17 protein-coding genes are annotated in these 19,289 nt (G+C 71.1%); 6 read left to right on the top strand and 11 right to left on the bottom strand.

The features are described 5' to 3' along the window. The first annotated feature begins 126 nt into the window (after window positions 1-126). Window positions 127-1,725 carry a malate synthase A gene (aceB, locus tag ABZV93_RS12905; RefSeq protein ID WP_354934177.1) on the top strand — a complete coding sequence of 533 codons (1,599 nt, stop codon included), beginning with the start codon at window positions 127-129 and terminating at the stop codon, window positions 1,723-1,725. A 44-nt stretch (window positions 1,726-1,769) separates the two neighbouring features. Here the strand turns inward: aceB and ABZV93_RS12900 are convergent, their stop codons facing one another. The 3 genes from ABZV93_RS12900 to ABZV93_RS12890 all read right to left on the bottom strand — a co-directional run bounded on the left by ABZV93_RS12900 (window position 1,770) and on the right by ABZV93_RS12890 (window position 4,632). Continuing rightward, window positions 1,770-2,609 (bottom strand): phytanoyl-CoA dioxygenase family protein, encoded by an 840-nt coding sequence (locus ABZV93_RS12900; protein ID WP_354934174.1) that lies wholly within the window; start codon window positions 2,607-2,609, stop codon window positions 1,770-1,772. A gap of 71 nt (window positions 2,610-2,680) precedes the next feature. Next, window positions 2,681-3,508, bottom strand: a complete 828-nt coding sequence (locus tag ABZV93_RS12895) for a 3-oxoacyl-ACP reductase family protein (RefSeq protein ID WP_354934171.1) — start codon at window positions 3,506-3,508, stop codon at window positions 2,681-2,683. Continuing rightward, complete coding sequence (locus tag ABZV93_RS12890; protein WP_354934168.1) at window positions 3,505-4,632, bottom strand: enolase C-terminal domain-like protein; 1,128 nt, start codon at window positions 4,630-4,632, stop codon at window positions 3,505-3,507. Before ABZV93_RS12890 ends, ABZV93_RS12895 begins: the two co-directional genes overlap by 4 nt. A gap of 364 nt (window positions 4,633-4,996) precedes the next feature. On the opposite strand from ABZV93_RS12890, the gene ABZV93_RS12885 reads away from it, so the two are divergent. Continuing rightward, window positions 4,997-6,148 carry an alkaline phosphatase family protein gene (locus ABZV93_RS12885; RefSeq protein WP_354934165.1) on the top strand — a complete coding sequence of 384 codons (1,152 nt, stop codon included), beginning with the start codon at window positions 4,997-4,999 and terminating at the stop codon, window positions 6,146-6,148. A gap of 36 nt (window positions 6,149-6,184) precedes the next feature. Next, on the top strand, window positions 6,185-7,045 hold the full coding sequence (locus ABZV93_RS12880; RefSeq protein ID WP_354934162.1) for an aminoglycoside phosphotransferase family protein: 861 nt from the start codon (window positions 6,185-6,187) through the stop codon (window positions 7,043-7,045). Between the two features lie 7 nt (window positions 7,046-7,052). Here ABZV93_RS12880 and ABZV93_RS12875 read toward each other — a convergent pair whose 3' ends face one another. The 7 genes from ABZV93_RS12875 to ABZV93_RS12845 all read right to left on the bottom strand — a co-directional run bounded on the left by ABZV93_RS12875 (window position 7,053) and on the right by ABZV93_RS12845 (window position 14,276). Beyond that, window positions 7,053-8,393, bottom strand: a complete 1,341-nt coding sequence (locus ABZV93_RS12875; RefSeq protein WP_354934824.1) for a carboxyl transferase domain-containing protein — start codon at window positions 8,391-8,393, stop codon at window positions 7,053-7,055. Window positions 8,394-8,539: 146 nt separating this feature from the next. Further along, entirely contained in the window at window positions 8,540-9,775 is a 1,236-nt protein-coding gene (locus ABZV93_RS12870) for a beta-ketoacyl-[acyl-carrier-protein] synthase family protein (RefSeq protein ID WP_354934159.1), read from the bottom strand. Window positions 9,776-9,930: 155 nt separating this feature from the next. After that, a complete protein-coding gene (locus ABZV93_RS12865) occupies window positions 9,931-10,176 on the bottom strand; it encodes an acyl carrier protein (RefSeq protein WP_092655512.1) in 246 nt (81 codons plus the stop codon). An 81-nt stretch (window positions 10,177-10,257) separates the two neighbouring features. Then, complete coding sequence (locus ABZV93_RS12860; RefSeq protein WP_354934155.1) at window positions 10,258-11,256, bottom strand: beta-ketoacyl-ACP synthase III; 999 nt, start codon at window positions 11,254-11,256, stop codon at window positions 10,258-10,260. Beyond that, complete coding sequence (locus ABZV93_RS12855; RefSeq protein WP_354934152.1) at window positions 11,253-12,443, bottom strand: acyltransferase domain-containing protein; 1,191 nt, start codon at window positions 12,441-12,443, stop codon at window positions 11,253-11,255. The genes ABZV93_RS12860 and ABZV93_RS12855 overlap by 4 nt, the downstream gene beginning before the upstream one ends. A gap of 87 nt (window positions 12,444-12,530) precedes the next feature. After that, window positions 12,531-13,703, bottom strand: coding sequence for a helix-turn-helix domain-containing protein (locus ABZV93_RS12850; protein ID WP_354934149.1), 1,173 nt, complete (start codon window positions 13,701-13,703; stop codon window positions 12,531-12,533). Between the two features lie 192 nt (window positions 13,704-13,895). Continuing rightward, window positions 13,896-14,276 carry a hypothetical protein gene (locus ABZV93_RS12845; protein WP_354934821.1) on the bottom strand — a complete coding sequence of 127 codons (381 nt, stop codon included), beginning with the start codon at window positions 14,274-14,276 and terminating at the stop codon, window positions 13,896-13,898. A gap of 8 nt (window positions 14,277-14,284) precedes the next feature. Between ABZV93_RS12845 and ABZV93_RS12840 the strand changes: the two genes are divergently transcribed. Both ABZV93_RS12840 and ABZV93_RS12835 read left to right on the top strand, forming a co-directional pair. Continuing rightward, on the top strand, window positions 14,285-14,533 hold the full coding sequence (locus tag ABZV93_RS12840) for a hypothetical protein (RefSeq protein ID WP_354934146.1): 249 nt from the start codon (window positions 14,285-14,287) through the stop codon (window positions 14,531-14,533). Continuing rightward, window positions 14,530-15,585, top strand: a complete 1,056-nt coding sequence (locus tag ABZV93_RS12835; RefSeq protein WP_354934143.1) for a PHP domain-containing protein — start codon at window positions 14,530-14,532, stop codon at window positions 15,583-15,585. Before ABZV93_RS12840 ends, ABZV93_RS12835 begins: the two co-directional genes overlap by 4 nt. Window positions 15,586-15,722: 137 nt before the next feature. Here ABZV93_RS12835 and aceE read toward each other — a convergent pair whose 3' ends face one another. Beyond that, a complete protein-coding gene (aceE, locus tag ABZV93_RS12830) occupies window positions 15,723-18,488 on the bottom strand; it encodes a pyruvate dehydrogenase (acetyl-transferring), homodimeric type (protein ID WP_354934140.1) in 2,766 nt (921 codons plus the stop codon). A gap of 356 nt (window positions 18,489-18,844) precedes the next feature. Between aceE and ABZV93_RS12825 the strand changes: the two genes are divergently transcribed. After that, the gene (locus tag ABZV93_RS12825) at window positions 18,845-19,285 is read left to right on the top strand and encodes a YjbQ family protein (protein WP_354934137.1); all 441 of its coding nucleotides are present in this window, start codon (window positions 18,845-18,847) and stop codon (window positions 19,283-19,285) included. Window positions 19,286-19,289: the final 4 nt, after the last annotated feature.

Below are 19,289 nucleotides of genomic sequence, written 5' to 3'. Positions count from 1 at the left end.
TCCATCGAGGGGGTGGGACGCAACCGGCGCCGCGGGCGTCCGGGGGTGGTGTGTGCTAGACGTTGCACTGCGCAAGATCCGGAACTGGCCGGAGCTCGGAAACACTCGGGAAGAAGGGTGCAGATCGTGGTCGACATCACCGTCGCGGGCGGACAGGTCGAACGAGGCGAGGAGATCCTCACCGACGAGGCGCTCGCCTTCCTCGCGGAGCTGCAGGAGCGCTTCGGCGCCCGCCGCGACGAGCTGCTGGCCGCGCGCCGGGAGCGGCGGGCGGAGGTCGCCCGCACCGGGCGGCTGGACTTCCTGCCGCAGACCCGCGAGGTTCGTGACGATCCGAGCTGGCGGGTCGCGCCGGCGCCCGCGGACCTGACCGACCGGCGGGTCGAGATCACGGGTCCGACCGAACGCAAGATGACGGTCAACGCCCTCAACTCCGGCGCCAACGTCTGGCTGGCAGACCTCGAGGACGCCAACACCCCGCACTGGGCCAACGTCGTCGGCGGCCAGGTCAACCTCGCCGACGCCGTACGCCGGAAGGTGTCGTTCTCCGCGCCCGGCGGCAAGTCCTACTCCCTGCGCGACGACGGCCCACTGGCCACGATCGTCGTGCGCCCGCGCGGCTGGCACCTGGACGAGCGCCACCTGCTCGTCGGCGGCCGGCCGATGGTGGGCGCGCTTGTCGACTTCGGCCTGCACTTCTTCCACAACGCCGCCGAGCTGCTGTCGCGGGGTAGCGGGCCGTACTTCTATCTGCCGAAGATGGAGAGCCACCTCGAGGCGCGCCTGTGGAACGACGTCTTCACCTTCGCCGAGGAGCGCCTGGGCATTCCCGCCGGATCGGTGCGGGCGACGGTGCTGATCGAGACGATCCCGGCAGCGTTCGAGATGGAGGAGATCCTCTACGAGCTGCGCGAGCACGCCTCCGGCCTGAACGCCGGCCGGTGGGACTACCTCTTCAGCCTGATCAAGTACTTCCGCGACGCCGGGCGCGACTTCGTGCTCCCCGACCGCAACGCCGTCACCATGACCGCGCCCTGCATGCGCGCCTACACCGAGCTGCTGGTGCGCACCTGCCACAAGCGCGGCGCCTTCGCGATGGGCGGCATGGCGGCGTTCATCCCGAGCCGGCGCAACCCGGAGGTCAACGAGACCGCGCTGGCCAAGGTGCGGGCCGACAAGGAGCGCGAGGCCGGTGACGGGTTCGACGGTTCCTGGGTGGCCCACCCCGACCTCGTGCCCATCTGCAAAGAGGTCTTCGACGCCGTGCTCGGCGACCGGCCCAACCAGTTGGACCGCCTGCGCGACGATGTGCAGGTCACCGCCGCGCAACTGCTCGACGTGAAGGCGACGCCCGGCGAGGTCACCGAGGAGGGGCTGCGCAACAACATCTCGGTGGCGTTGCAGTACCTCGCGTCCTGGCTCGGCGGCAACGGCGCGGTCGCCATCTTCAACCTGATGGAGGACGCGGCCACCGCGGAGATCTCGCGTTCGCAGATCTGGCAGTGGATCGCCAACGAGGTCCGGCTGGACACCGGCGACGTGGTCACGGCAGACCTGGTCCACCGCATCGAGGACGAGGAGCTGGCCAGGATTCGCGAGGCGCTCGGCGCGGAGGCCTTCGACGCCGCACCGTTCCAGGCGGCCCGCGAGCTGTTCGAGACGGTCGCCCTCGCCGAGCACTACGCGGACTTCCTGACCGTCCCGGCGTACGAACGCATCGACTGACCCGCCCAATCGCCGGCGGGTTCGGCCCGCCGGCGGTCAGGGGTTCAGGCCTCGCCCATCACCAGGCCCTCGATGGTGTGCTTCTGGGTGATGGGTGTGAGCTCGTCGACGACCGGGCACGCCAGGTGGTCACGCACGCGTTGCGGGAGCTTCTCCCAGTAGCCCCTGGTCACCGCGAGGTCGTGGTGCTCGGCGTTGCCCGCGCCCGGCGCGTCCAGCCCGAGCACCAGCACCGGCCTGGCCTTCTGGGAAACGTGTTTGGTGCCACGGTGGATGGTGAGTGCCGAGCGGGCCGAGATGTCGCCCATCCGCGGAAACGTGCGCACAGTGCGTTCCTCGTAGCGGCCGTAACGCGCCTTGCTCGGGAACATCCCGTGCTCGAACTCCTCGCCGCGGTCCCACTGGGTGCCGGGCGCGATCTCGAACGGGCCCATGTCGGGCTCGGTGTCGACCAGGGTGACGTTGAAGGCCAGGCTGGTCAGCCGGTGCTCGTCGCGGGTCTGCGCCGGCATCGGGAAGTCCCGGTGCCACGGCTGGTTCATCGCGCCGGGTCCCGGAACGTCGAAACCGACCTCGACGATCTGGTAGTCGGGGCCGAGTACCGCCTCGGCGACGCCCCTGACCCACGGGTGGTCCACCAGTTCCACGAAGCCGCGCAGGGCTTCGGGGTGGATCTCGACGTAGTAGCGGTTCGGACCGCGCCCGACGGCGCCACCCTCACGGGAACGGGCGTCCTCGAACGCGGCGTCCACGTCCTCGCGCACCTGCTGGACGAACTCCCGGGACAAGGCGCCCTTCCTGCCGATGAACCCGTCGGTCATCAAGGCGTCCACCGCCTCCTGGCGTTCGGCCTCGGTGATCGTGCCGGCCGCGGTCTGGGACATGAGTCCTCCTGTCGAGCTCCGCCGAGATCGTTGGCCCGAACCTACCTTCGCCTCGCGGCCTTCGTGCACCCTCAGAAGAGGGTGAACCCGCCGTCGACGACGACGACCGAGCCGGTCATGAAGCTGGACGCGTCGCCGGCCAGGAAGACCACGGCCGGCCCGAGCTCGTCCGGCAGGCCGTAGCGCTTCATCGCGGCGGGTTCGACGCACCACTGCTGGTACTCCGGCTGGTCGACGGGTGACGCCTCGGTCAGGAAGTAGCCGGGAGCGAGGGCGTTGACCCGGATGCCGTACGGCGCCCACTCGGCGGCCAGCGCCTTGGTGAGCTGGTGGACGGCGGCCTTCGACGCGAGGTACGGCGGCTGCCAGCGCGGCTGGTTGACGATCATCGCCGACATCGAGCCGATGTTGACGATGGTGCCGGAGCCGCGTTCGACCATGCCGCCGCTGCCCGCCGCGACCGCCCGGCTGCAGCGCCACACTCCGTCGAGGTTGGTGGCGAGCACCTCCCGCCAGGTCTCCTCCGAGGTCTCCAGGGCTGTGCCGGGGACGCTGATGCCGGCGTTGTTGACGAGTACGTCGACCGGGCCCAGTTCGCCGGTCACCTCCGCGACCATCCGTTCGACGTCGGCGGGGTCGGTGACGTCCGCCTGCACCCCATGTGCCCGGATGCCCTGCGCGCGAAGCTCCTCCGCGGCCCGGCGTACGCCGTCCGCGCCGCGGGCGGTGACCGCCACCGCCGCACCGGCCTCGCCGAGGGCCTGCGCCATCGCCCGGCCCAGGCCGCGGCTCGCCCCGGTGACCAGCGCCACCTTGCCCGACAGGGAGAACCTGTCCAGCACCCTGGTGGAGCCGGGGGTCCGGGCGGTGGGCTGTCTGGTCGGGTCGTTCGAGGTCATCGGGTCGCTCCTTCGGCGCTGGGATCGAGAACGGGCAGGGGCATGCCGAAGCCCGGGGTGTCCGGGAGGTGCAGCGCGCCGTCCACCAGTCGGTAGCCGGACGCGTCGACGCCGTCGGTCTGCCCGGGCACACCCTCCACGATCGGCACCCCGCCCAGACCGGCGGCCAGGTGCGCGGCGTACCGCGTCTTCAGCGGCTGGCCCCACGCATGCGGCGAGATCCGCACGCCGAGCGACCGCACCCGCGGCCACAGCCGCCGCCACGCGGTGAAGCCGAACGACACCACGTCCATCAACAGCACGTCCACCAGGCCCTCGGCGGCGAGGTCGAGCAGGAGGGGCACGTCCGGCTCGTACTCTCCGTCGGCGACCAGTGCCGAGCAGCCCAGCCGGGCGAGCTCGGCCCGCAACCGGGTCAGGTCGGCGTGGTTCTCCGGGAACGGCTCCTCGATCCAGTACAACCCGCAGTCGGCAACGGCCTCCAGGTAGGCGACCAGCCCGTCGGGGGAGTAGCCGTCGTTGGCGTCGACGAGGATGCGGGCGGCGGGGTGCTGCGCCCGGACGGCACGGGTGACCTCGATGTCCCGGCGCAGACCTTCGCCGGTGGACATCCAGCGGTTGCCGCGGCCGATCTTCAGTTTGAACGCTCGGTGGCCGGCCCGCTCGTCGGCGCGGCAGTTGGCCAGCACCGCCTCCACCCCGCGAGGGGCGTCGGCGGGGTCCAGATCGTCGAAGTAGATGGCCGCGTCGTAGCAGGGAACCGGTCGCGGCCCGGTCGCACCGAGCATCTCGTACACGGGCTGCCCCAGCAGGTGGCCGGCGAGGTCGTGCAGCGCGAGGTCGAACGGAAGAGCCGCCGGGTCGGTGACACCGACCTCGGGAGCGAAGAGGTCGGCGACCGCTCGTCCGGGAAGTGATCGGGCCGCCGCCTCGACTGCGGCCGGAGATCCCAGAGCCATCCCCCATCCCCGGGCGCCGCCGTCGGTGGCCAGGCACACCGCGGTGACCGGCCCGCCGTCGCCGTGCGATCCGAGCCGGGCGTTGCGGCCGATCGTGCGGGGGTAGCGGTCACGCGTTCGGACGATCCGGATCTCGGTGACGCGGTGCTCGCCGAGCGGAGACATCAGGCCCTCCCGGGGGTTCGCCGGCGGTCGCGAAAAGTGGCGGCGGTGATTCTGTTCGTGATGCCGGAGCTGGAGATTTCGGGCTTTCCGCAATGCTTCGGACCGAACATTTCGTCGCTTTTCCCCTCCGCTTCATGACCGTGATGATTTCGCTTTTCGAGCCGTCCGCGGGCGGTTGTGCGCCGATCGAAGACCCGCCGGAATCCAACCCAGGAAGGGGTGTCACCATACGGGCTTCGCCGCGCCGGCGGTGACAATCGTGCGGAGAGTCGGACGGCCGAAAAAGGCCAGTTCGCGATATCGCCCACCGTTCCTTCGGCGCGGAAAGGAAGTGGAACCGAACGAAGGAAAGTGGTCGGTCACCGTGCGCGGACGTACCTATCTGATCGCCCTGGCATCCCTGGCGCTCGTGCTCGCGGGTTGCTCGTCGCTCGGCTTCGGTGGCACCCGCAACGCCTCGGCCGGTGGCCCCGCAGCGCGCCGGACCGCCGCCCCGTCACCGTCCCACACTTCACCGGCGGCCACCCCGCACACCGCCACGCCCACCCCGACCACGCCGTCCCCGTCCCCGGCGAAGTCCGCGCACCGGAAGAGCCCGCGGCCCACTCACGCCAAGCACCACCGTCCGCCCACCGCCCGTGCGGCCGAACCCGCCAAGCCGCTTGAGGCCTCCAAGCCGGCGAAGGCCGCCAGGCCCGCCTCGCGCGTCCGGCCGACCAAGGTGCTGGTGATCGTGGAGGAGAACGAGGAGTACGGCTCGGTGCTGAACGGCGGCAACGCGCCGTACATCTCCAAGCTCGCCCGCACCTACGGCACCGCGACGAACTACCAGGCCGGCTACTCCACCGGCTGTCCGTCCCTGCCCGGCTACCTGTTGCTGACCAGCGGCTCCACCCACGGCATCTGCGACGACGCCGACGCCTACTCCCACCAGATCAGCGGGCCGAGCATCTTCTCCCAGGTGCAGACGTCCGGTCGTCAGTGGCGGGTGTACGCGGAGTCGATGCCGCAGGCGTGCGCCAAGGGCAACTCCGGCACGTACGTGCCCCGGCACGCGCCCGCGCCGTACTACAGCTCGATCGCCAACCGGTGCGCCGACTGGGACGTTCCGCTGGGCACCACCGGCTCAGGTGCGCTGCGCAACGGCATCGACAACGGCCTGCCGGCGTACTCCTTCGTCGCGCCGGATCTGTGCAACGACATGCACGGCGCGTCCGGGTGCGACGGCGGCCGGATCGGTACCGGTGACGACTGGCTGGCCCGGTGGGTTCCGCGCATCCTCGCCGGACCCGACTACCGCGCCGGCCGGCTCGCCGTCGTGATCACCTGGGACGAGGGCTCCTCCTCGTCCAACCACATCCCGACGATCGTCATCTCCCCGCACACCAAGCAGGTGTCCACCGACCGCGCCTTCACGCACTGTTCGCTGTTGCGGACCACGGAGGAGATTCTCGGCGTGTCAACACTGGGTTGCGCGGCGGACGCCTCGTCGATGCGTTCGGCGTTCGGCCTGTAGAAGAAGCTCCGTTCGCAGGCGTTAGCCTGGCAAACCATGGAGAGGCCCGAGGTCACGCGTGCGATCGCGGCTGTCACGTCGATCGCCGCATCGCTCGGCCTGGCGGCCGATGACGCGGTTGTTCTCCACAACTCGAACAAGCTGGCGCTGCGGCTGACGCCGTGCGACGTCCTCGCCCGGGTCGCTCGCGTGGGGCAGGAGGTCGCGGGGTTCGAGGTCGAGCTGGCTCAACGGCTGGCCGAGGCCGGATGCCCGGTTGCCACTCCGGATCCTCGGGTGGACCCGCTCGTGTACACCCGCGACGGCTTCGCGGTGACGCTGTGGACCTACCACGAGTCCGTGACACCCCAGGTCCGCCCGGCCGACTTCGCCGGGGCGCTGGAGCGGCTGCACGCAGGAATGCGCGAGATCGAGCTGACGAGCCCACGGTTCACGGACCGGGTCACCGAGGCGGAAGCAATCGTCGCCGACAAGGATCTCTCACCGGAGCTCGCCGGCGCGGACCGCGTCTTCCTCGGCAGCAGACTGCAGAGCCTGCGACAGGCGATCGAGGACCGCGGCGCGGCGGAGCAACTGCTGCACGGTGAGCCGCATCCGGGCAACGTGCTCAGCACGGGGAACGGCCCGTTGTTCATCGACCTCGAGACGTGCTGCCGTGGCCCCGTCGAGTTCGATCTCGCCCATGTTCCCGAGGCTGTGTGCGAGCACTATCCCGGCGTGGACCACGGCTTACTGGACGAGTGCCGGCAGCTGGTTCTCGCGATGGTCGCGGCATGGCGCTGGGACCGTGGCGACCAGTTTCCGAACGGCAGGCGGTTCGGCGAGGAACTCCTGCGCCTGCTGCGCGCCGGCCCTCCGTGGCCGACCCTCGACATGTTGCGCCTGGACGATCTGTAGGAACCCGTCACAGCGGGATGTTGCCGTGCGCGCCGCGCTTGTCCGGCGCCTCGGCAAGAGCCGCGGCCAACCGGCTACGGGTGAGCGCGGGCTCGACCACCTCGTCGATCACCCCGATCGACAGGGCCTTGTCGAGGCCGCCGACGAGTTGTTCGTGCTCGGCGGCGAGTTCGGTCTCGACCCGCGGGCGGACCGCCGGCTCGACCTCGGCCAGTCTGCGGCGGTGCAGGATGCGGATCGCGGCGACCGAGCCCATCACCGCGATCTCCGCGGTCGGCCAGGCGAGCACCTTCGTCGCGCCGAGCGCACGCGAGTTCATCGCGATGTACGCACCGCCGTAGGCCTTCCGGGTCACCAGCGTTACCCGCGGGACGACGGCCTCCCCGAACGCGTGCAGCAGTTTCGCGCCCCGCCGCACCACGCCGTCCCACTCCTGGCCGACGCCGGGCAGGTAGCCGGGCACGTCCACGACCACCACGAGGGGTACGCCGAACGCGTCACACATCCGCACGAACCGCGCGGCCTTCTCCGCGGACGTGGAGTCCAGGCAGCCGCCCAGCCGGAGTGGGTTGTTGGCGACGACGCCGACCGTGCGCCCGGCGAACCGGCCCAGCGTGGTGACGATGTTGGGCGCCCAGCGCGGGTGGAGTTCGAGCGCGGTGCCCTCGTCGAGCAGGTGGTCGATCAGGGGATGAACGTCGTACGCCCGGCGCGGTGAGTCCGGCAACAGGTCGGACAGGTCGGCGTCGGTCACCGAGGAGGTGTCAAGCTCTCCTTGCGCGCCGAGCAGACCGGCCAGCCGGCGGCCCTCGTCGAGCGCGGCCTGCTCGGAGTCGGTGACGACGTGCACGACGCCGGACCGGCGCCCGTGCGGCTCCGGACCGCCGAGCCGGAGCATGTCGACGTCCTCGCCGGTGACCGAGCGGACGACGTCCGGGCCGGTGACGAAGATGCGGCCCTCCGGCCCCAGCACCACCACGTCGGTGAGCGCCGGACCGTACGCCGCACCTCCGGCCGCGGGGCCGAGCACCACCGAGATCTGCGGGATCCGGCCGGACGCCCGCGTCATGGCGTGGAAGATCCGGCCGACGGCGTGCAGGGACAGCACGCCCTCGGCGAGCCGGGCGCCGCCGTTGTGCCACAGGCCGATGACGGGTACGCCGTCGGACAGCGCACGGTCGTACGCCCGCACCACGACGTCGCAGCCCTCGTGACCCATCGCACCGCCCTGGATGGTCGGGTCGGAGCAGAAGGCGACGACGGGAGTGCCGTCGACGGTGCCGGTGACGGCGAGCATGCCGCTTCGGTCCTCGGGTGTGAGGAGTTCGAGACTGCCCGGGTCGAGCAGTCCCGCGAGCCGGTTGCGCGGGTGGCGCGGGTCCTGCTCGCGGGGCGGCCTGTCTCGCGTGGCCGGCGTCCTCGGCTCGGCGGCGGGGTTGCCGTCCGCCGGCCTCGCGCCGGTGGGGTTCTCGGTGACGGTCGCGTCCCTTCTGCTCAGACGCTCCGGACGGCGATCGTGAGGTTGTGACCACCGAACCCGAACGAGTTGTTCAGGGCGGTGAGGGTGCCGTCGGGAAGCTTGCGCGGCTCCACGGCGATGTCGAGGTTCACCCGCTCGTCGACGTCCACCAGGTTCGCGGTGGGCGGGACGATCCGGTGGTAGAGCGACAGCACGGTGGCGATGCACTCGGCGACGCCGGCCGCGCCGAGCATGTGCCCGAGCGCCCCCTTGGGTGCGGTCACCACCACGTCGTCGGCCGCGTCCCCGAGCACGGCCCGGATCCCGGCCGCCTCGGCGAGGTCGCCGACGGAGGTGGAGGTGGCGTGCGCGTTGATGTGGGTGACCTCGCCGGGTGCGATCCCCGCGTTGTCGAGAGCCTCGGCCATGGCGGCCGTGTTGCCCTTGGCGTCGGGGTCCGGCTGCACGATGTGGTGGCTGTCGGCCGACGCGCCGGCGCCGGCGATCTCGGCGTACACCCGCGCGCCACGCCGCTCGGCGTGCTCGGCGGACTCCAGCACCATCACCGCGGCGCCCTCGCCGAGCAGGAACCCGTCGCGGGACTTGTCGAAGGGCCGGGAGGCGTGCTCGGGGTCGTCGTTGCGCCGCGACAGCGCCATCATCGCCCCGAACGCCGCCATCGGCAGCGGATGGATGATCGCCTCCGCGCCGCCGACCACCACGACGTCGGCCTTGCCGGAGTGGATGAGGTCCAGCCCGTGCCGGATGGCCTCGTTGCCGGACGCGCAGGCGGCCACCGGTGTCTGCACGCTGGCCTTCGCCCCGAACTCCAGGCCCACCAGGGCCGCGCCGCCGTTGGGCATGAGCATCGGGATGGTGAACGGCGTGACGTGGCGGGGGCCCTTGGTCCGCAGTACGTCGTAGGTGTCGAGCAGGCTGATCAGGCCGCCGATGCCGGAGGCGATCGAGACGGCCAGCCGCTCACCGGGAACCTCGTCCTTCTCCAGCCCGGAGTCGGACCAGGCCTCGCGGGCGGCGATCACCGCGAACTGCTGGTAGCGGTCCATCTTGCGGGCCTCGACCCGGCGAAGTACCTCGCCGGGCTCGATCGCGGCCGGTGCCGCGATCCGGGAGGGCAGGTCGGCGTACTCCGGCGCGGTCAGGGCCTTCGCTCCCGACCGTCCGGCCAGCAGGCCGTCCCAGGTCGAGGGGACGTCACCGCCGAGCGGCGTGGTGGCGCCCAGGCCGGTGACGACAACTTTGGTGCTCATCGGGTTCTCCTTGCGTCTCCGCGTCCTACGCCGGGTAAGGGTGGCCGGGGCCCGAGCCGGTGGGTGCCGGTCGGCGCCGCGGGGCGTCGGTGTGACGGGTCACGTCACCTCGTCCGCTCCCGCGGGCCGGCCGAGCCACCGGCCACCCGTCGTCCTCAGCCCTGCGAACGCTCGATGTAGCCGACCGCGTCCCCGACGGTCTTGAGGTTCTTCACCTCGTCGTCGGGGATCTTGACGCCGAACTTTTCCTCGGCGGCGACGACCACCTCGACCATCGACAGGGAGTCGACGTCCAGGTCGTCGGTGAACGACTTGTCCATCTGCACGTCGTCGGCCGGGATGCCTGCGACCTCGTTGACGATCTCTGCAAGCCCGGCGCGGATTTCCTCGGTAGTGGCCATGCCTTGGTGCTCCTTCTTCTCGTGGATGCCGCTTTTCAGGTGCCGCGCCCGCGGGGGACGAGGGCGGGGGCGCTGGGTACTTCAGGGAATTCGGATGACCTGGGCGGCGTAGACCAGCCCGGCTCCGAAACCGATGACGAGCGCGATGTCGCCGCTCCTGACCTCCGACGCGGCCAGCAGCCGGTCGAGGGCGAGTGGGATGGACGCCGCCGAGGTGTTGCCCTGCTCGGCGATGTCGCGTGCGATCACGACGTGGCCGGGCAGCTTCAGGGCCTTGACCATGGCGTCGGTGATGCGGTTGTTGGCCTGGTGGGGGACGAAGGCGTCCAGGTCCTGTGCGGTGACGCCGGCCCGGTCGAGCGCCTGCTGGGCGACCTTCGCCATCTCGTACGACGCCCACCGGAAGACCGGGTTGCCCTGCATGGTGAGATGCGGGAAGTCGCCGTCGGACACGGCCTCGTCCCAGGTCTCCTTCTGCCGGATGACCTCTGCCTGGGCGCCGTCGGAGCCCCACACCACCGGGCCGATGCCCGGCTCGTCGGCGGGGCCGACCACGGCAGCACCCGCACCGTCGCCGAACAGGAACGCCGTGGACCGGTCCTCGGGGTCGGTGAGGTCGGACAGGCGTTCCACCCCGACGACCAGGACGTACGTCGCGGTGCCGGAGCTGACCATGGAACGGGCGAGCTCGAGGCCGTAGCAGAAGCCCGCGCAGGCGGCGGAGATGTCGAACGCGGCCACGCCCTGCGCACCGAGTTCGGTGGCGATGACCGGCGCCGCGGCCGGGGTCTGGGACAGGTGCGAGACCGTGGCCACCAGCACGCAGCCCAGCTGGTCGGCCTGGATCCCCGCGGCAGCCAGTGCCTTGCCGGCAGCCGCGACCGACATTGCGGTGACCGTCTCCTCCGGGCCGGCCCAGCGCCTGCTCACGATGCCGGAGCGGGTGCGGATCCACTCGTCGGAGGAGTCGATCCGCTCACAGATCTCGGCGTTGGTGACGATCCGGTGAGGCCGGTACGAGCCGATGCCCAGCACGCCGGCGTGGCGGGTGCCGTCGAAGGTGCGGATCGCACCCGTCACTGGGCGCTCACCGCCGTCGGGTGCAGGCGTACCAACGGCTGGCCGGGGGAGACCGGGTCGCCGTCCTCGACCAGCCACTCGACGATCGTGCCGCCGTGCGGCGCGGCCACCTGCAGGTCGTCGCGCAGGCTCTTCACGCTGCCCACGACCGCGCCCGGGGCCAGTGCGGCGCCCGCGGGCTGCTCGGCGGCCAGGCTGAACACGCCCTTGGCCGGTGCGACCAGCAGCCGCCAGGTCGGGTTGCCCTCCAGCGGGCCGCCCTCGCCGTGCTTCTCCACGAACGCACGCGCGTCGTCGAGTTGGTCCGGCGTCTTCAGCGCGAACGTCTCCACCCCGCGCAGGGCGCGGCGGGCGATCCCGGTGAGGGTGCCGGCAGGCGGCATCTCCAGCATGCCGGTGACGCCGAGGTCCTCCATGGTGCGCATGCACAGGTCCCACCGCACCGGGGAGCTCACCTGGGTGACGATCCGGTCGAGGACCTCGCGGCCGTCGTGGACGACGTGGCCGTCGCGGTTGGACAGCAGGCGGGTGCGCGGATCGTGGGTGGTGATGGCCCGGGCGAAGCCGCCGAGCAGGGGGACCGCGTGGGCGACGTAGTTGGTGTGGAAGGCCCCCGCGACCTGCAGCGGGACGAGCCGGGTGCGGGTCGGCGGGTCGGCGCTGAAGCGTTCCAGGGCCTCCAGGGTGCCGGCGGCCACCACCTGGCCGGGGCCGTTGTTGTTGGCGGCCACGAGGTCGTGCCGGGCGATCGCGGCGAGCACCTCCTCGGGGTCGCCGCCGAGGACGGCCATCATCCCGGAGCGGTGCTCGGCCGCTGCCGCGGCCATCGCCTTGCCACGCTGGCGGACGAAAACCATCGCCTGCTCCGCGCTGATCACACCGACACCGGCGGCCGCGGTGATCTCACCGACGCTGTGGCCGGCGGCGAGGTCGATGGTGCGGAACGCGTCGGCGGGGTGCGGGAACAACGCGAGCGCGGCGACGAGTCCGGACGCCACCAGCAGGGGCTGGGCGATCGCGGTGTCGCGGATGGTGTCCGCGTCCGCATCGGTGCCGTAGTGGGCGAGGTCGGTGTCGCAGACCGCGGACAGCCAGTTGATGCGGTCGGCAAAAGTCGGGTCCTCGAGCCACGGTGCGAGGAATCCAGGCGTTTGCGCCCCTTGTCCAGGCGCGACGATGACGAGCACGAAATCCACCTTGACGGCTGAACGGTCCCGAAGGGCGCCCCGGGCAGACGAAAGTTTCGCGAACTTCTCTGTAGGAACCCTACAAAGTCAGTGCGGGGACGCTTCCTGGTGGGCGTGCAGGCGGCCCAGGGTGAGCGCGATCCGAAGCGTGTACGCATGGCGCGGGTTCGACGGAGAGTAACCGCTGAGCTCGGTGATCCGCCGGAGCCGATAACGCACGGTGTTGGCGTGCACGAACAGCATCCGGGACGTGGCCTCCACCGAGCCGCCGTTCTCGAAGAACGCCGCCAGCGTCTCCAGCAGCACCGGGCCGGCCTGCGCGAGCGGGGTGTAGATGTCGACGACCAGCTGACGGCGGGCCGTCTCGTCCGCCGACAGCGCCCGCTCGGGGAGCAGTTCCTCCGCGCCGACGGGGCGCGGCGCGTCCAGCCACGCCGGTGCGGCGAGGTATCCCGCGATCGCGGCGCGGGCCGCCCGGGACGCACCCATCAGGTCGGTCACCACCGGCCCGTAGACGACCGGGCCCGGACCGAAGTGGGCCGCGAACCGGGCGGTGGTCTTGGCCGGGTCGGCCTCGCCGCCGAGGATGACGATCAGCCGGTCGCCCTGCACGCCGGTCAGGACGTCCAGCCTGGCCTGCCGGGCGTCCCGCCGGATCAGCTCCACACCCGCCTCCGGGTCACCCGCGGGAGTGGCGCCCACCACCACCAGGACGGGCGCGGACTCCGACCATCCGAGGGCCGCCACGCGGGACCGCACCGCGTCGTCGGTCTCGCCACGCAGAACGGCGTCCACGATGAGCGCCTCCAGTCGGGCGTCCCATGCGCCGCGCATCTCCGCCGCCCGGGCGTACAGCTCGGCTGCGCTGAAGGCGATCTCCCGGGAGTACAGCAGGACCGCCTCGCGTACCCGGGCCACGTCCTCCTCTGGGACGATCTGGTCGACGCGTTCCTCGGCGACCTCGATGCCGATCCGGATCATCTCGACGGTCTGGTGCAGGGTGACCTTGCGGGTCAGCTCGCGGGGCGCGGTTCCGAGGACGTCCGCGGTGAAGATCGGGCCCCGGCCGGGGTCGCGGAACCACGCGACGAACGCCGCGAAGAACGTCTGCGCGACCAGGCCGATCCAGGATCTGTCCTGCGGGTTCATCCGGCGGAACCACGACAGGCGTTCCCCCATCCGTTCGATCGTGGCGGAGGCGAGCACCCCGCTCGCGCGCTCCAGATGTCCCGCGGTGGACGTTCGGTGAAGACTCGGCACCTGCGAAGTGTCCCACGCACCGTGTCCCGACACCCACGCTCGTGGTGACACATGGTGAGCGTCGGCCGGGCCGGCGGGGGACACGGCCACGACGTCGTACGGCAATCCGGCCTGACCGGTGGCTTTTGTCCGATCTGCTGAGGTTCTGCTGGTTCGCACGTTTTCAAGCCGTTTTCTCGGTTGCGCGCGCTGTCACGGTGTGCCGTGCCGGGGCGCGGTCAGCCGGGCCGGTCCCGCGGCAGCGTGGATCAGGTAGCCGTTGGCGCCGTGCAGTTCCACCCCGTCGAAGCCGGCGTCGACGGCGTTGCGGGCGGCGGCCACGCGGCCGGCCACGGTCTGCCGGATGTCCGCCTCGGTCAACTCCCGCGGAGTGACGAAGCCGCGCATGCCGTCGGGGGTGAACACCTGCCCTCGCGCGGCGACGGCCGACGGCGCGGGCTCGAGCCCGCCGGGAAGCAGAGCGGGGTGGCCGATCCGGCCGGTGTGCAGAAGCTGGGCGAAGATTCTTCCGCCGGCCGCGTGCACCGCGTCGGTGACCTTGCGCGAGGCGGCGACCTGCGCGGCGGAGTACAGCCCCCGGGGTGAACGGACATCCCTGGCCGACCACCGACGGCCGTGTGTGCCCTCGCTGGGTCATGCGGCTGTGGCGCGACCTGGCGGAGGAGACCGTCACCGGGCTGCCCGAGGAGACGGTGGCCGGGCTGCCGGGCATCCTCGGGCACCGACCGAAAACGTCGACCGACAACGTCGACACCAGGCGCGCCCCGGTCATCCACACGCCGGCCGACGCGTTCGCACCGCCGGCCGGGAGCATTAGTGTGGGCGGGTGACCGCGACCGAGGCGATCGACCAGCTGCGCCGTATCGCGTTCCTGCTCGAACGCGGGCGCGCCGAGACCCCGCGGGTGCGGGCGTTCCGGAGGGCCGCGCAGACCCTTGCCGAGCTACCTGAGGACGAGTTCGCCCGCCGGGTCGGGGACGGAACGCTCACCGAGCTGGCCGGCATCGGGCCGTCGTCGGCGAAGGTCGCCACCGAGGCGTACGCGGGGGAGACCGCGGGCTACCTGGCCCGGCTGGAAGGCGAGCACGCGCCACTGGTGACAGGTGGGGTGTCCCTGCGCGCGGCGCTGCGCGGTGACCTGCACACCCACTCCGAGTGGTCCGATGGCGGCAGCCCGATCGAGGAGATGGCCCGCACGGCCCGCGACCTCGGCCACGAGTACGTCGCGCTCACCGACCACTCGCCCAGGCTGAAGGTCGCCAACGGACTGTCCGCGGAGCGGCTGCGCCGGCAGCTGGAGGTCGTCCGCGACCTGAACGCCGAGCTCGCGCCGTTCCGCATCCTCACCGGCATCGAGGTGGACATTCTCGAGGACGGCTCGCTGGACCAGGATCCCGAGCTCCTCGCGTCCCTCGACATCGTGGTGGCAAGCGTGCACTCCAAGCTGCGGATGCCGGCATCGGACATGACGCCCCGAATGGTGGCCGCGATCGCCAACCCGCTGGTCACCGTGCTGGGCCACTGCACCGGCCGGCTCGTGACCGGTGGGCGCGGCACCCGGCCGGAGTCCTCGTTCGAGGCCGACATCGTGTTCGAGGCCTGCCGGAGGTTCGGGGTCGCGGTGGAGATCAACTCCCGGCCCGAACGCCTGGACCCACCTCGACGGCTGCTGCGGCAGGCGGTCGAGCAGGGGTGTGTGTTCTCCATCGACACCGACGCGCACGCGCCCGGTCAGCTGGACTGGCAGCCGTACGGCTGCGCCCGCGCCGAGGAGTGCGAGGTCCCGGCCGACCGGGTGATCAACACGCTGCCGGCGGCCGACCTCCTGGACCGCAACCGCGACCGCCGCGAGCGGCGCGCCGCCAGGTCAAGCGCCGGTTGACACCCTGCCCGGCCACCGCCCAGGCCCCGACGGGCAGGGACAGCCCAGGACAGCAGCGCGGGACTTGCCACAACGCGTAGGTCCCCGGCTCGTGAGCCGGGGACCTTCGTGGTTTCGCGAATCTGCCGTACGAACTCCTACGCGTCGCCGCCCTCCTGGGCCACGTCGGCGACCGCCGTCGGGTCGGTGATGGCATACCTGTCGGCGGCCTCGCGTACGGTCGACTGCTTGACCTCACCGCGGCGCGCCAGCGCGGCCAGCACGCCGACCACCACCGAGGCGGCGTCGACGTTGAAGAACCGCCGCGCCGCCGGCCGGGTGTCGGCGAAGCCGTATCCGTCGGTGCCGAGTGAGGAGTAGTCGCCGGGCACCCAGCGCGAGATCTGGTCGGGCACCGCCCGCATCCAGTCGCTGACCGCCACGAACGGACCGGCCGCACCCGCGAGCTTCTGCGAGATGTAGGGCACCTTCGCCTCGCTGTCGGGGTTGCGGAGGTTCCACTTCTCCGCCTCCACGGCGTCCCGGCGCAGCTCGTTCCACGACGTCACCGACCACACGTCGGCGGCAATGCCCCAGTCCTGCGACAGCATCCGCTGCGCGTCCAACGCCCATGGCATGCCCACGCCGGAGGCGAGGATCTGCGCCCGCGGAGTGCGGTCGTCGACCTCGCCGGTGTGCTCGGAGTAGCGGTAGACGCCGCGCAGGATGCCCTCGACGTCGGCGTTCTCCGGCTCGGCCGGCTGCACCAGCGGCTCGTTGTAGACGGTGAGGTAGTAGAAGACGTCCTCGCCGTTCGGGTGCTCCTCACTGGAGCCGTACATCCGCCGCAAGGCGTCCTTGACGATGTAGGACAGCTCGAACGCGAACGCCGGGTCGTAGGCCACACAGGCCGGGTTGGTCGAGGCCAGCAGGTGGGAGTGCCCGTCGGCGTGCTGCAGACCCTCGCCGGTGAGCGTGGTGCGCCCGGCGGTGGCACCGATCAGGAAGCCCCGGGCGAGCTGGTCACCGAGCGCCCACATGAAGTCGCCGGTGCGCTGGAACCCGAACATCGAGTAGAAGATGTAGACCGGGATCATCGGCTCGCCGTGAGTGGCGTAGGCCGTGCCCGCCGCCGTCACCGAGCCCATGGCGCCGGCCTCGCTGATGCCCTCGTGCAGCAGCTGGCCCTTCTCCGACTGCTTGTACGACAACAGCAGCTTGCGGTCGACACCTTCGTACGTCTGACCGAACGGGTCGTAGATCTTCGCCGTCGGGAACATCGAGTCCATGCCGAACGTGCGGAACTCGTCCGGTGCGATCGGCACGAACCGCGCGCCGATGCCCTTGTCGCGCATGAGGTCCTTGAGCAGCCGTACGAACGCCATCGTGGTGGCCACCCGCTGCTTGCCCGACCCCTTGCGCAGCTCGCTGTACACGGCGTCGCCGGGCAGCTTCAGCGGCGTGGGGCTGACCCGGCGCTCCGGTGCCGGCCCGCCGAGCTGGCGGCGGCGTTCGAGCATGTAGGCGATCTCGTCGGAGTCCTTGCCAGGGTGGTAGTAGGGCGGGAGGTCGTTCTCGTCGATCTCCTTGTCCGAGATCGGGAGATACAGCCGGTCCCGGAACTTCTTGACGTCGTCCTTGGTGAGCTTCTTCATCTGGTGGGTCGCGTTGCGGCCCTCCAGCGCCTCGATCGTCCAGCCCTTGATCGTGTGCGCCAGGATGACCGTCGGCTGGCCGACGTGCTCGGTCGCCGCCTTGAACGCGGCGTAGACCTTGCGGTAGTCGTGGCCGCCGCGCGAGAGCTTGCGCAGGTCGTCGTCGGACAGCCCCTCGACCATCTTGCCCAGACGCCGGTCACCGCCGAAGAAGTGCTCGCGGATGTACTCCCCGGTCTCCACCGAGAACGTCTGGAACTGACCGTCGGGGGTGGTGTTCATCTTGTTGACCAGCACGCCGTCGACGTCCTGGGCCAGCAGCGGGTCCCAGTCGCGGCCCCAGATGACCTTGATGACGTTCCACCCGGCGCCCCGGAAGTAGGACTCCAGCTCCTGGATCACCTTGCCGTTGCCGCGCACCGGACCGTCGAGCTGCTGGAGGTTGCAGTTGATGACGAACGTGAGGTTGTCCAGCTCCTCCCGCGACGCCACCCCGATCGCGCCGAGGGACTCCGGCTCGCTCATCTCGCCATCACCGAGGAACGCCCACACGTGCTGCTGGCTGGTGTCCTTGATCCCGCGGTTGCGGAGGTAGCGGTTGAACCGCGCCTGGTAGATCGCGTTGACCGCGGTGAGCCCCATCGAGACGGTGGGGAACTCCCAGAAGTTCGGCATCAGCCGCGGGTGCGGGTAGCTGGACAGGCCGTTGCCGGCGCCCTGCGACACCTCCTGGCGGAAGGCGTTCAGCTGGTCCTCGCTCAGCCGGCCCTCCAGGAACGCGCGGGCGTAGATGCCCGGGGACGCGTGGCCCTGGATGAAGATCTGGTCGCCGCCGCCGGGGTGGTCCTTGCCGCGGAAGAAGTGGTTGAAGCCCACCTCGTACAGGCTGGCCGCGGACTGGTAGGTGGCGATGTGCCCGCCGACCTCCAGGCCCTTGCGGTTGGCGCGCGACACCATGATCGCGGCGTTCCAGCGGATGTAGGCGCGGATGCGGCGTTCGACGTGCTCGTCGCCGGGGAACCACGGCTCGCGGTCGGGCGGGATGCTGTTGATGTAGTCGGTGCTCCGCAACGCGGGGACGCCCACCTGCCGCTCGCGCGCGCGTTCCAGCAGGCGCAGCATCAGGTAGCGCGCACGCTCCTGTCCGCGCTCGTCGAGTACCGCGTCGAGCGACTCGATCCATTCACGGGTCTCGTCCGGATCGATGTCGGGGAGCTGGGTGGGAAGTCCATCTGTGATGATGGGCCTACGCTCTGCTCCGGAAGCCACGGCGATCCCTTTCTCGGGGGTGTGGGGGTGCTCCCACCAGGTAGTGCCAGGTAGTGCATCGTCGTCCTGACTCTCATAGTCTCTCGCGGGAGAGCAGGAGTCGTCCCCGGTCCCGGTGGTGCCTTTCCGGGGGCCGAACGCCGACACCGGGCCATGGTGGCGGCCCGTGGCCTCGACCCAGAGCCCGCACCGGCGTCAGGGCGAAACCGGGAGCCAACCCTACGTCGTCCCATCCGCGGGCGGGTACCAGTGTCTGGTCTGTTTCCGGACTCGGGCACCATGCCGGAAACCACCGTTGCGGTCAGTACTCACCCAAAGTTGTCCGTTCTCGACCGCTCTCGCCCCGAAAGGCCGATATGCGCAGTGAGATCGTGGAGGTCCGCACCGGCTCCGGCGAGGTGGTGCTCGACCTCACCGACGAGTGCGAGCGGTTCCTCGCGTCGGCCTTCGACGGCGCTGACGGCGCCGACGGAACCGAGGATGCCGACGGGCTCCTGCACGTGTTCGCCCCGCACGCGACCGCCGGCGTGGCCGTGATCGAGACCGGCTCCGGAAGCGACGACGACCTGCTCGCCGTGCTCGGCGCGGTGTTGCCGGCCGACTTCGGCTGGCGGCACCGGCACGGTTCGCCCGGACACGGCCGCGACCACGTGGTGCCCGCGTTCGTTCCGCCGTATGCAACGCTTCCTGTCGTGGCCGGCCGGTTGGCGCTCGGCACCTGGCAGCGCGTGTGCCTGGTCGACACCAACCGCGACAATCCGCGGCGAAAGGTCCGGTTGTCACTGCTCCGGGGCTGAGACT

The organism is Actinopolymorpha sp. NPDC004070 (assembly GCF_040610475.1).
Classification (GTDB): Bacteria; Actinomycetota; Actinomycetes; order Propionibacteriales; family Actinopolymorphaceae; genus Actinopolymorpha.
This window is presented reverse-complemented; position numbering and strand designations above follow the sequence as displayed.

Excerpts from the sequence above, each read along its gene's own strand:
- ABZV93_RS12900 (WP_354934174.1), bottom strand. The coding sequence starts at position 2,609 with ATGTCCCAGACCGCGGCCGGCACGATCACCGAGGCCGAACGCCAGGAG.
- ABZV93_RS12895 (WP_354934171.1), bottom strand. The coding sequence starts at position 3,508 with ATGACCTCGAACGACCCGACCAGACAGCCCACCGCCCGGACCCCCGGC.
- ABZV93_RS12890 (WP_354934168.1), bottom strand. The coding sequence starts at position 4,632 with ATGTCTCCGCTCGGCGAGCACCGCGTCACCGAGATCCGGATCGTCCGA.
- ABZV93_RS12880 (WP_354934162.1), top strand. The coding sequence starts at position 6,185 with ATGGAGAGGCCCGAGGTCACGCGTGCGATCGCGGCTGTCACGTCGATC.
- ABZV93_RS12870 (WP_354934159.1), bottom strand. The coding sequence starts at position 9,775 with ATGAGCACCAAAGTTGTCGTCACCGGCCTGGGCGCCACCACGCCGCTC.
- ABZV93_RS12865 (WP_092655512.1), bottom strand. The coding sequence starts at position 10,176 with ATGGCCACTACCGAGGAAATCCGCGCCGGGCTTGCAGAGATCGTCAAC.
- ABZV93_RS12825 (WP_354934137.1), top strand. The coding sequence starts at position 18,845 with ATGCGCAGTGAGATCGTGGAGGTCCGCACCGGCTCCGGCGAGGTGGTG.